This window comes from Polynucleobacter sp. UB-Piko-W3 (assembly GCF_018881635.1).
Lineage (GTDB): Bacteria > Pseudomonadota > Gammaproteobacteria > Burkholderiales > Burkholderiaceae > Polynucleobacter.
This window is the reverse complement of sequence record NZ_JACVPY010000002.1, coordinates 820,079-833,249: the sequence shown is the minus strand read 5'-3', so window position 1 is coordinate 833,249 and position 13,171 is coordinate 820,079. Positions and strand designations below refer to the sequence as shown.

5 protein-coding genes are annotated in these 13,171 nt (G+C 45.3%); all 5 read left to right on the top strand.

What is annotated here, in order from left to right; genetic code table 11:
• Positions 1-8: 8 nt before the first annotated feature.
• The 5 genes from ICN31_RS04500 to ICN31_RS04480 are packed head-to-tail and all read left to right on the top strand — an operon-like array spanning position 9 to position 13,170.
• Positions 9-524 carry a hypothetical protein gene (locus tag ICN31_RS04500; RefSeq protein WP_216258974.1) on the top strand — a complete coding sequence of 172 codons (516 nt, stop codon included), beginning with the start codon at positions 9-11 and terminating at the stop codon, positions 522-524.
• Positions 524-2,731 carry a transglycosylase SLT domain-containing protein gene (locus ICN31_RS04495; RefSeq protein WP_216258972.1) on the top strand — a complete coding sequence of 736 codons (2,208 nt, stop codon included), beginning with the start codon at positions 524-526 and terminating at the stop codon, positions 2,729-2,731. Before ICN31_RS04500 ends, ICN31_RS04495 begins: the two co-directional genes overlap by 1 nt.
• Complete coding sequence (locus ICN31_RS04490) at positions 2,724-10,421, top strand: hypothetical protein (protein WP_216258970.1); 7,698 nt, start codon at positions 2,724-2,726, stop codon at positions 10,419-10,421. Before ICN31_RS04495 ends, ICN31_RS04490 begins: the two co-directional genes overlap by 8 nt.
• 59 nt (positions 10,422-10,480) lie before the next feature.
• Positions 10,481-11,500: a hypothetical protein gene (locus ICN31_RS04485; protein WP_216258968.1), complete on the top strand. Its 1,020-nt coding sequence runs from the start codon at positions 10,481-10,483 to the stop codon at positions 11,498-11,500.
• The gene (locus ICN31_RS04480; RefSeq protein ID WP_216258966.1) at positions 11,497-13,170 is read left to right on the top strand and encodes a hypothetical protein; all 1,674 of its coding nucleotides are present in this window, start codon (positions 11,497-11,499) and stop codon (positions 13,168-13,170) included. The genes ICN31_RS04485 and ICN31_RS04480 overlap by 4 nt, the downstream gene beginning before the upstream one ends.
• Position 13,171 lies beyond the last annotated feature (1 nt).

The following is a 13,171-nucleotide window of genomic DNA, read 5'->3' as shown; positions in this document are numbered from 1 at the left end:
GATTAAACATGGGAATTTCAGCTGGAGTAGCAATGGGAGCTGGTGCACTGACTAGTGCATTTGGTGCCCAATCCAAAGCAGACTCTCAAAAAATGGCGCTTGAAGGTCAGGCGTACATGGATGACACCAACGCAAGGCTTGCCGAACTGTCTGCACAATCAGCGTTGCTCTCAGGACAACGTCAAGAGGCATCAATTTATTTAAAGCGTGGGCAAATGAAATCGACCCAGCGTACAGCCTTGGCTGCTAATGGGATTGATTTAACTTCACCAACTGCGCAAAACATCCTGACAACTACCGACGTTATGGGTGAAGTTGATGCCAATACTGCAAAAGCCAATGCCATTCGTAATGCTTGGGGTTATCGCACTGAAGGCATGAACTATACCAACAAAGCTATTACGGCACGAGGTAATGCTAGTGCCATCAATCCTGATATGGCATTTGCTACTAGCCTTTTGGGCAGCTCAACTTCCGCAGCCAAGGATTGGTATTTACTCAATAAAGCGGGAGCGTTTGCATAATGCCAAAAATCCCTACCTATGACAATTATTTGGTTGACCAAAGTGTTAACCCCAGCACACGAGTAAATACAACCCTGACTCCTGAAATGGCGTCAATTCCCGGTCAGCAGATGGAAAACATGGGTAAAGCCATGAGTTCTGCTGTCAGTATGGCAGCGAGCATCTATACAGACCAACTCAATGAAGCAAACAAAATTCGTGTTGATGATGCAGAGAATAAGGCAAAAGAAAAGTACCTTGATCTGCTCTACAACAAAGATGTTGGACTGGTAAATCAAAAGGGGATTAATGCCCTAGAGCGCACATCCGGCAAAAGCCTGACAGATGAATACGTAGAAAACTTCCAATCTCAAGTAGATGATATTTCTAAGGGTTTAGGCAATGACGTGCAACGTCGGCTATTTAAAACCAAAGCTGACGGTATGGCAGTCTTGTTTAGAGGCAATGCTGAAAAGCACGAAAGTCAAGAATTTACAACCTACGCACTATCAGTCAAGGAGGGTTCTATTAAGACCTCCATGAATGTCATTGGCTTGAACTATAACAACCCGGGTATGGTCGATGTTGAGGTAGATAATATTAAACGCAGCGCAGCCGAGGCTGGCAGATTAAACGGTAAATCAGCAACATGGATTGAAGCCAATACTCGCGACTTGCTATCAAAGGCTCACAAGATTTCGATTCTGTCTGCCATTGAAAAGGACGACATTATTGGGGGTAGCAATTATCTAAACCGCTACAAAAACCAAATGGAGTCGGATGACATATTGCATGTCAGAAGTGTGCTCGGTAAACAAGTCGACGCTGGAACTGCATTAGCTGCGGTAGATAAAGCCTTTGATAAATTATCCCCACAAATAGCCACAAGCGATACCAGTCGTGCATGGAACATTGCGCTTGGCACAGAATCAAACAACCAACAATTTGATAAGTCCGGCAAGCCATTGACTAGCTCTAAAGGGGCGACTGGAATTGCGCAAGTCATGCCGGAAACTGGTAAAGAAATGGCAAAAGAACTTGGTATTGCTTGGGATGAGAATCGTTTTAAAAATGACGCAGCATATAACGAGCAACTAGGTAGAGCCTACTTTGATAAAAATCTAAAAACATTTGGTGGCAACCTAGCGCAAACTTTTGCAGCGTACAACGCGGGAACTCAAGCAGTACTTGACTATCGTGATGGCACGAACAAGAGTGGCAAAAATCCGAACAAGATTACAACTCCCGAAGGCATACCCCCATTTAAAGAAACGCAAGATTATGTGCGTAAAAATGTGGCAGCGTATGAGGCGGGGAAGGGCAGAAATACGGAGCCAACAGTGCGCGATATTTTGCTTAGCGTGCGAGAAAACCTATCGGATAAAGATGGCAATCTTAATGTCAGTCCCACCGTATTAAAACAAGCAGAAGATGATGCTGTTATTCGTTTTAGTCGCTACAAGTCATCTCAAGCGCAGCGTGACGATGAAACAGTCGGCAGTGCTATTCGTGGCTTAGTGGAAAACAATGGCAACTATATGGCTCTTCCGGGAGCTTTGCGTGCCAATATTCCACCGGATAAGGTGTCTCAAGTAATGTCGTTTGCTACCAAGGTAGCTACTGGGACGCAAGCAACCAATCTTGCCGTTTACCAAAAACTGACTGACCCCGCTTATCTCAATGGCTTAACCGATGCTCAGTTCTACACCCTACGTGCTGAACTTGATGCTAGTGACTTTAAGCGGTTTGCTGATATTCGTGCCTCAGTACGAACCGGTAAAGCGATGACCGCAGCGCAAGACGTTCCTAGCGGTGCTATCAATGAGGTGCTTAACAATCGACTACGAAATTTAGACATCGACCCGACTCCAAAAGAATCTGACACAGGAAAGATGCAACAAATTGGCGCTATTAAAAAGTTTGTGCGCGATTCAGTACTGGAAACCCAAATGTCATTGGGACGTAAGTTAACCGACGTAGAAGTTGAAAAGAAAATTGATGACTTGTTTGCTAAGTCAGTTCAGTTCAAGGAGACATTTGCTGGGATTACGTATGGCGATGTCAAGAACATGAAGATTATGACTATGAAAGTTTCCGACATCAAGGATATTGCCCCCGGCGCAGTCGAGCGTATTAAAGCCGATTTGAAAATGCGCGGTATTGATAATCCGTCTGATGGTGCGGTACTGGATGTGTGGTTAAAAATGAAAATGAAGAAAAATGGCTGATCCTATTGGAACTGTAAATGTAGGCGGCTATACCAATGACGATATATCGTCAGCAGTCACTTCCTACTTGGGTGAGCGTAACAATCAGACTTCGCAAAACATCAAGATTAATATTGGTAATGCTCTCAAAAGCGACCCTGATTATGAAGTAGAACTTCGCAAGGTATCAGATAAGCTGGGCATACCGGTGGATTCAGTTCGCGCTAATCGCGACGATACGCAGCGTCAAGTAGTGATGCAATCGACTGACTTTGGTAATCTGACTACGCAATATCCCAATACTGCCAAGTTCTTTTTAGACCAAGAAAAAGCACGTATTGCTCACGACGACATAACTAACATGAGTAGCTTGGAGAAAAGCGCCAGCTATTTAGGTAGGTCAGCGCTTTCCGGAGTAGTCACTCTAGGGGCGGTAACCACTAAGCTACTGGATAAGTTTCAGCCATTCACCACTAGTGATGAAGAGGCATCTGTTCTATTTAAAGATAATCCAGCAGCATTAAAGAAGTTTAGAGAAGATTCTGCTGCGGGATTTTTATCACGCTGGACGCGTCAGCAAACTGACTATGCCAGCTCCATCATGCAAAACATGCCTGATGAGGTTAAAAAAGAGTTTGGTAATAAGGAGTATTTCACAGCAGACCCTAATAATTCTGCTTTGTTATCACCCACCAAACTGACTGGCGACTTACTCAATTCACTACCAACTACCGCCGCTTTGGCATTGAGCATTTACTTTACGCGTAGTGCTGCTGGTAGCACTATGGAAACGATGGTGGCATCAGGAGCAACTAAAGAAGCGGCTCGTGCAGCTGCAATTAAAAGTGCCTCTGAAACAATGGCAAAGGTTGGTGGGGCTAGTGAAGGCTTAGTAGGTTATGCCCAGCAAGGTAATCAAACCCAAGCCGATGTTCTCAAACTCTCTCAAGCTGAGCTAGAAAAATCACCTAAATATCAAGAGCTAGTTACCGTTCAAGGTTATTCACCCGAGGCAGCAAGAGTCTATTTAGCAGCCTTTACTGGTGAGCAATCGGGCACTATGGCTGGCATCGTTGATGCAGTCACGAGTTATTTTGGCGGTAAATACCTTGGCAAAATTATTGGTGAAGGTGGTGCATTGGCTCCAAGAGTTGGCAAAGGGTTTGTCAATGAATCATTAACAGAAGGCGTACAAAGCGGTGGCGAGAAGTTTGTTGAAAATCTTGCTATCAAAAATAACGTCAACCCTAATCAAAGCCTATCTGATGGTGTACTAGAAAGTACCGCGCAAGGTCTAACCCTTGGCGGCATTATGGGTGGTGGCTTTGCTGCCATCGGTGGTCGTCAAATTTCCGGCATGGAAAAAAATGTTGATAAGGCAGCCAATGCCAATTTAGCCTTTAATATCCTGAGCCAAATAAATGATTTGGCAGAGGCAAGCAAACTGCGCACAAGGGATGTGTCCACATTCCAAGGGTTTATGAAATCTTCTACAGAAGATAGTCCAGTCGATACAGTTTTTATTGACCCTAAGACATTGACTGCCACATTAAATCAAGCCAAGGTTGACCCAGCTTCCTTAGGTATTGAAGGCTTGACGCAAAACATTGAGCAAGCAATAAGCACTGGCTCGGATGTTGGAATCTCAGTGGCTGACTTTGCCTCAAAAATGGCGGGTCAAGATTATTCACAATCTCTATTGCCACACTTAAAAACTGACCCAGTAGGAATGAGTCAGGTGCAAGCCCAAGAGTTCATGCAAAACAACGGCGAAAAACTCAAAGAGGAGATTGCCAAGCAGCTTGAAACCCATATGGGCGATCAGACATTTAAAGAGTCTGCTGACAAAGTGCAGACTCAGGTACTTGACCAATTAACAGCGGTTAATCGATTTACGCCTGACGTTAATAACGCGTATGCAGCAATGATGTCTAACTTTTATGCGGTTAGTGCAGCAAAGTTAGGTATTACCCCTGAAGAAATGGCAGTGCGCTATCCAATCCGTATACAGGCGCAAAGTATTGTTGGTCAAAATCAATATGGGCAAGACAACTTTGTCACTGATGATGAAGGCGGTAAATTAACGTACCCATTGTTTGTTGACTTGGTCAAAGACAAAGGTTACACCTTACATGGCTTTGATAACGCAAGAACCTACGAAAACAAGGGCGGTGTCAGATACCGAACTTTGGAAAAGGATGGGGTTCGTATTGCCCTACAGCCACAAGAAGTTTTATTCACAAATCCAAAATACCCTAACCGTCAACCGCAAACTGGTTACGGTAACGAGGACGATGTTGCGTTCCATTTTCTTGGAGTTGATCTTGATCAACGCAATCAAGGGAAAGCAAGTCAGGCGCTACAAGATTTAATTGAACTAGCAGATAAGCATGGCTTAAATTTATACGGTGAACCCGCGCAGCTTGAAAAGGATGGCATCACAAAAGAGCAATTGCTACAGCTTTACAGCAAGTATGGATTTGAGCCAACCGATGAATCTAACAGCGTTATTTATCGAGAGCCGCAAAAACAGTCGTATAACCAGTCCGCAACACTGCGCTCGGGCAAAGAGTCGCTTAAAAAGTTTGGCATCGATAAGACCAAGACCAACAACACTCGCGATATTGCAGCCGCGCTCGAGGCGCGCCAGCGGGTGAAGTATGGTCTGATTGCCAAAGACGATCGCAGCCCGGAGGCAATGAAAAAGATTGCCAAGTGGATTACTGAAGAAGTCATGTTTGAGATGGAAAACCCAACCAACTCCGGGGTAGGCTGGTATTCCACAAAATTTCAGTCTGCGCTTGACACCATGGGGGAGATATTTCCCGAACTAAAGTCAGATCAGGGCGCACGCGACACCATGACTGCACTCATTGCCATTACCTCAGATGGTCAAAAGGTGATGGGCAATACGCTGCAAGCGATGGACATCTATAGCAACTTTCGTAAAGACGGCGCTACAGAGGGTAAGTTCACCACATCTAAGGGTCACCAGCGTCAAGCATCCATTGATGGCAATCTCAAAGTCTTGCAAGGCTTGTACGACAAACTAGGCGCTGAAGGCATGCGCGAGTTCTTAATGCAAGAAAAGACCATTAAAGAATTAAACGCCATCCAAAAAGAGGGTGGCAAAAAAGAGTTGTCTACTGGCTACACCGTTGATGTCAAGATGCCAATGGCAGTTGTTGCTTTAGGTGAAAAGCTCGGTGCTTTTTATGCCAACTTAATGGGTGCTCATGGTTACTTAACTATGGATCGTTGGTGGAGCCGCACCTTTAATCGTTATCGCGGAACTATCCTGACCGCACCAAACGAGCAAGGCATGCGTAATTTTGCTGAGTTGGTAGGTAAACCCGAGATGAGCAATGATGAGGTTCTATCAGCGATTGTGGCACCGCATGACGCTTTAGAAAAGCGGGGTTTTAAAACCCAATTAGCGCAGATGGTGGGTAAATCTGAGCCTAGCAAAACAAATGAAAAAGCAGCATGGATGGCTGCCGCCAAAAAGAAGGCTGGCAAGAATTTCGAGGCTCTTTATCAGGAGCATAAGGTCGAGCGAGCTGCCAATACTTTGTACAAAATGGCGTTTGTTAACCTAGAAGATGCCCCATTTAATGCTACAGATAGAGGGTTCATGTTGGACGCTACCAACATGGCTCAAAAGATGCTGGCAAAGAAGGGTAAGGACTTGTCCATAGCCGACATTCAGGCTATATTGTGGTATTACGAAAAGAAACTATATGGTGAACTTGGTGCAAGACAATCAGGCAAAATTAGCTACGAAGAAGCTGCCAAGCGATTTGTTTCTGCAAGAGAATCCGGACTCGATATTCAACAATTGGAGTCGTCAGGATCGGATGGACTTGCTGGACAAAATGGTAGCGGACTTCTTGCAGAAGAAGACTTCGACAGCGGCGGCGAATACAATCAATCTACCCTCGGAAATTTAAACCAAGGCGAAGGTGAGCGCGGTGCTATTAGTTTTGGCACTGACATCACTCAAACTCCCTCAATCATTACGCTCCTCTCCGGGGCAGACCTTTCCACTTTCTTACATGAATCCGGTCACTTCTTTTTAGAAGTCACCGCAGATATTGCTTCGCGTCCGGATGCGCCGGTCGATATACAAGAGGACATGAACCGGCTTTTGTCTTGGTTTGGTGTTGAGAATATCGAAACATGGCGCGATATGAGCATCGAGCAAAAGCGTCCTTTCCATGAGAAATTTGCGCGTGGCTTTGAGGCGTATCTATTTGAAGGCAATGCGCCAACGCCGGAGCTGGCATCCATATTCCAACGGTTTCGCGCATGGTTAATTAATGTCTATAAAGCCATTGGGCAGCTTAATGTAGAACTAACAGATGATGTGCGCAGCGTGTTTGATCGCATGATTGCCACGACTGAGCAAATACAACAGGCTGAAGATGCTAACGCCTACGCACCTTTGTTTAAAAACAAGCCGGACTTTATGTCTGAGGATGAATGGGTTGCCTATCAAAAGTCAGACATCGATGCCAGTCAAGATGCCATTAGTAATTTAGAGCAGCGCAGCCTACGCGACATGCAGTGGCTAACGAATGCCAAGAATAAATTACTCAAAGCACTGCAAAAAGAAAATGCCGAAAAGCGCAAAGCAGTACGGCAAGAAGTTTCAAGCGAGGTGATGAGCCAGCCGGTATATCGAATTATGGAGTACCTTAAGCGCGGAACGCTTGATGGCAGCCCAGCAGAAAACGCTGAAAAGATTTCCGCTAAAGCCTTGGAGGAAATATATGGCGGTGAGGGCGACCCTTATGCGCTATTTGACTGGAGCGTTTTAGGTTATGGCAAGTACGGCATGCTGTCTAAAGAGGGTGGCATCCATCCTGACTTGATTGCCAACTTACCCGGCTCAACATTTAGCTCGGGTGACCAGCTTGTCAAAGCGCTTACTAGTGCTGAGAACATGAGCGAACTGATTGAGCGTACTACCGATGAAAGAATGCTCGCACGTTATGGTGATATTAATAGCCCACAGGCTTTAGACAAAGTAGTCAATGAGGCAATCCACAATCAAGCAAGAGCTAAGTTTGTGGCTACCGAGGCGAATGCTTTAGCAAAAGTAACTGGTCGTCCGCAAATCCTAGCGCAAGCAGCTAAGCAGTTTGCCAATGACATGATTGCACGTTTAAAGATTCGCAACATTAAACCGGGTCAATACTCTTCTGCTGAAATACGCTCTGCCAAAGCAGCTGAAGCAGCAAGAGCCAAAGGCAACTTAATTGAGGCGGCTACTGAAAAGCGTAATCAGTTGATTAATAACTACGCAACAAAGGCAGCCCTTGATGCCCAGCAAGAAATCGAAAAAGCCCTACGGTATTTAAAAAAGTTTGAGAATCAAGGCACTCGTAAGAATTTAGACATTGACTATCTTGAGCAGATTGACGGTTTGCTCGCACGCTTTGATTTACGTCAAGGCACGACATTGCGTCAAATTGACAAGCGTAAGACCTTGGCTGCATGGGTAGAGTCGCAGCAAAATGCTGGCAAAGAGCCAATGATTCCCGATGAGCTGATGGATGAAAGTAAGCTCATGTCCTACAAAGAAATGACGTTGGAGGAGTTTAGGGGACTAGTTGATGCTATTCGGAACATTGACCACTTAGGAAGACTCAAGAATAAATTACTGAAGCTGCAAGACCAGCGTGAATTTAATGAAGTGGTAGATGAGGCTGTAGACACTATCAACGCCTACGCCTTAAAAGATGTTGTTCAAAAAATTGAAACCAATACTTGGTATGACAATACCAGCGCTGGCGCAAGGTCGTTTTTTGCAATGCACCGTAAATTTGCCAGCCTTATTCGGCAAATGGATGGTTTTAGGGATGGCGGGAAATTATGGGACATTTTTGTACGCCCATTAAATGAAGCAGCGACAACTGAAGCAAAGATGCGCGAGCAAGCCACCATGGCTTTGCATGAGCTATTTAAACCGATTCTCAAATCAGGTGGCTTAAAGAACAAACTGCTTATTCCGGAGATTGGACAAAGCCTATCCCTTGAAGGACGCTTAGCCATTGCGCTTAACCTTGGCAACGAAACCAATTTACGTCGAATCATGGACGGTGAGGGCTGGTCTTTTGATCAGGTAAATGCCATTGTCAAAAGCCTGACGGCTGAGCAATGGAATTTTGTCCAAGGTACATGGAATTACATCAATAGCTACTGGTCGGAGATTTCAGCTAAAGAGCGTCGTGTTACTGGCGTTATCCCTGAAAAGGTAGAGGCACGTCCTTTTGTCGTTACATCAAGCGACGGCGTGAAGATTAATTTAGAGGGTGGCTATTACCCCATTAAGTACAACCCGGATCGTTCCAATCGTTCTGCTGCTGATGATGCTGCTGAAATTAAAAAGCAGATGGAGCGTGGCTTGTATTCCAAAGCAGCGACCAAACAAGGGCACTTAAAGTCTCGCGTGGAATCAGTTGGTCGTCCAATGCGCTATGACTTTGGCGTTATCTTTCAGCACGTTGATCAGGTCATCCATGATTTGTCATGGCATGAAACCTTAATCGACGTTAATCGCTTGATGCGCTCTTCGAGGATTGAAGATGCACTACGCAGCCACTACACACCTGATGTCATTAAGACCATGCTCAAAACCATTGAGGATGTCACGATTGGTGAGATTGGTGCACAAAACGTATTTGAGGCAGCAATTAATCATGTCCGCGTGGGAGCAACTATTGCTGGTTTGGGATGGAACTTAACCACCTCATTCTTGCAGCCATTAGGTTTAACTCAGTCAATGGCACGTATTGGAGTTAAGTGGGTTGCCAAAGGAGCCTCACGCTGGTTGCGTGATGCTGCCAGTATGGAAAACACCGTTACGTGGATTGGTGAAAAATCAGACTTCATGCGCTTGCGGTCTAAAACGCAACAACGTGAAATCAACGAGATTCGCAACACTATCAATAAAGGTGGCGTAATGACCGCCATTGAGGAATCATTTTTTTACTTTATTGGAAAAATGCAGCTTGTTGCAGATGTACCAACATGGCTTGGTATGTACGAAAAAGCAATGTCATTAGGACATGAAGAGTCAAAAGCCATAGCGATGGCAGACCAAGCTGTACTTGATTCTCAGGGTGGTGGTCAGATTAAAGACCTTTCGCAAATTCAACGTGGCTCACCGCTTATGAAATTGTGGACTAATTTCTATTCATTTTTTAACGTGACTTACAACCAGCTTACAGAGTCCATTAATGAGACTCGTTTAGTTGGCATAAGTCGTCTACCTATGCTGGCTGTAGACGTATTGCTTTTGACATCGCTGCCAGCCACGTTGGCATTCTTGATGAAGCAAGCACTTAAGGGTGGCGAAGATAAGGATGATGAAAAGCTAGTCAAAGAGCTGATTAATGAAAACCTTGGCTACATGCTGGGCATGATGGTTGGCGTGCGTGAGCTTGGTTCAATGATTCAAGGCACTTACGGATATAACGGCGCAGCTGGCACTCGATTCTTTAGTGACATGGGTAAGTTGGTAAAACAAGCGCAACAAGGCGAAGTCGATGAGGCTTTATTAAAAGCACTCAACAACGTCATGGGGTCTTTGTTGCACTATCCAGCCGGTCAGGTTCAACGCACTGTTACTGGCATCCAAGCCTTGGCAGATGGCAGCAGCACAAATCCACTTGCACCATTAGTTGGTCTTCCTCCAAAGCAATAAATGGTGCGCGTACTTGCCAATAACTCAGACAAACTTATGGCTATAAAGGAGCATGAAATATGACCATTTCTAGCGAAGTTCGGAAAGCTGGTGCGTTTATAGGAACAGGCACAACCAGTGTTTTTCCATTTGCTTTCAAAATATTTGCTGCATCAGAGCTGGCGGTCTATAGAACAAATCCAGCGGGTGTAGACACGTTGCTCACTTTGTCTTCTGACTACACCGTTGCATTAAATGGTGATCAGAACTCTAGTCCCGGCGGCACAATTACTTTAACTGCTGGTAATTTAGCAAGTGGCTACAAGCTAACGGCTACCAGCTCTGTTGCTAACTTGCAGCAAACTGACCTTACCAATCAAGGTGCTTTCTATCCAAGCGTGATTACCAATGCTTTGGATAAGTTGACCATCTTGGTTCAGCAGCTCAAGTTATCAATTTCAAGCTCAATTACCTTCCCATTGTCTGACCCAGCCGGTGTAACTACTACGCTACCTTCTGTGGGTGTGCGTGCTGGTAAGGTCATGACATTTGATTCGACTGGTTCACCGGCAGCAGCAATTGCAGCTGTTGACGTGACCGCAGTAGCAGCTATTGCTGGGGACGTTTCAACAGTTTCGACCAACATTGGTTCGGTTAACACCAATAGTTCTAACATCGCAGCAATCAATACTGCTGCGGCAAACATCTCAAACATTAACGCTGCTCCAGCATCTGCTGCGTCAGCTGCTGCATCAGCAAGTAGCGCATCCGGCTATGCAACTAATTCAGCAAACTCAGCAACGGCAGCAGCCAATTCTGCAACCGCAGCCGCTGGGGTAATTTCTGCTGCTGGTTTGCCATCAAGCCTAGTTGGTGCAGCCAAGAAATTCTTACAAGTTAAGACTACAGAAAATGGATATGACTTAGTTGCCTCTGTTGCAGCTCCGACTTTCTTTGGATTTAACTTGTCAGGTGACAAACAGAGTTTGAACTATGACGCTACTAGGACTGGTGACGTAGCAAATTACGCAACTTGGACGATGTCTGAAAACGTCCAATTCCAAGTTGTTAACAATCAACTGGCAATGGTACTTCTATGAAGATTGACATTAATTCAATTGGCTATCGCTGGAAGGGCATCTACTCACCGTACTTGTCTTACGTCGATGGTGATGTGGTTTATCAAAACGGCAGCGTACTTGTGTATCGCGGCGGTACGCTACAAAACTTTGCACTTGGTCAACAAGATGCATTGCTGGCTGGACAGCTGCTTAATGGTGGCGTATCGGTTGGTGGTTCATGGGGTCAAGTATTGCACTCCAATGCAGCGTCAGGCGTTGAGTTTCGCTTTGAAGCAGAACGTGGCGGCACGATTGCAACGGCATTGATGGACACCTATAACGGTATCGGCACCTATTCAAACAATCATTACATGCAGACTCTCATGAATGAGGGCATGGTTCGCACTTGGGGTAGAAGTTACGCTGGCTGTTCAGGGACTGGACGACCTGATGATATTTCGTACAACAAGCCCGGTCGAGTAGCGTTCCCAGCAGATGCTCCAAGAGTCGTTTCCATTAAATCAGGCTGGGACACAGTTTTTTACATCATGAGCGATGGCTCATTGTGGGTAACTGGTAATAGCTCTGAGTACATAAACGGTCTTGGCACAGGAACAAATCAGCTTATCCCTACAAAACTAAGTGGCAAAGGAGAGCTTGGATTAAATACGGTTGTTACAAAAGTGTTTACCGCATTTGATTATTATGGGCAACAAAGAGCTGGATGCCTTGACAGCAATGGTTACGTCTATTTTTGGGGTATGAACAACTATGGATGTTGCGGATGGGGCAATACTACCGTAGCACAAACCCCTAAAGTTGTTCCTTGGTCAATCACCAATCCTTGCAAAGATGTATGGATGTCTGCCGGTCAATATCAAGCAACGATGTTTATTACGCTTGATGGTCGTGCTTACATGGCTGGTGAAGTCAATTCAACCGGTCTTGGTGGTGGCGATAAATATACCCCGACAAGATTTAATCCTTGGGACTCTGAAGCTCCAGTTAAAAAGTTTGGCTCAAGCGAATCGTTAGGGCATTGGGCACCGGGCAGTTATTACCGAGATTGGGGTGTACTACTTGAAAACGGTGACTTGTACCTGTGGGGTGATGATGGCGGTCAAGTTGGTGGTGGCTGGGGCGACGGCACTACTGGCGATAACTATCCTTCAACCGCTGGGTATCCAAAACTTTGCTTAACTGGCGTTAAAGATTTTGTTACCAAGAGTGGTGGCTATCACACTTCTATTGCTCTGATGAATGATGGAACGATTAAGACCACAGGATCGTCAGGTGGTGGTATGAACGGCTACGCTGTTGACACTACTACATGGTCAACCCTTGGTGGCTCATATCTAACTAACGTCACCAAGATTCGTGGTCTTGGTGGTTTATATCAAGGCTCAGTAATGGCGTTACGGTCAGACGGCAAATGTGTCGGGTGGGGTTTAAATGACGATGGACACCTTGGCATAGGCAATGCTGTCACTCCTGATTGGGCTATCCCATCGACATGGGATTTCGTCAGACTAAATAAGACTGTTGTTGATTTTCAATTAAGTGGCGCTTGCTACGGCGGTGTTGCAGATGTAACTGTTCATTACTTATGTAGTGATGGTTCTGTTTATGCCAGCGGTGTTGGCACATATGGTCAAACTGGTAGTCGAACCGATGATGTTCGCTACACACCAAATCAAATTATTTTCTAAA

Bases quoted from the DNA above. Each gene is read 5' to 3' on its own strand.
- ICN31_RS04490 (WP_216258970.1), top strand. From the start codon at position 2,724: ATGGCTGATCCTATTGGAACTGTAAATGTAGGCGGCTATACCAATGAC.
- ICN31_RS04485 (WP_216258968.1), top strand. From the start codon at position 10,481: ATGACCATTTCTAGCGAAGTTCGGAAAGCTGGTGCGTTTATAGGAACA.
- ICN31_RS04480 (WP_216258966.1), top strand. From the start codon at position 11,497: ATGAAGATTGACATTAATTCAATTGGCTATCGCTGGAAGGGCATCTAC.
- ICN31_RS04500 (WP_216258974.1), top strand. From the start codon at position 9: ATGGGAATTTCAGCTGGAGTAGCAATGGGAGCTGGTGCACTGACTAGT.
- ICN31_RS04495 (WP_216258972.1), top strand. From the start codon at position 524: ATGCCAAAAATCCCTACCTATGACAATTATTTGGTTGACCAAAGTGTT.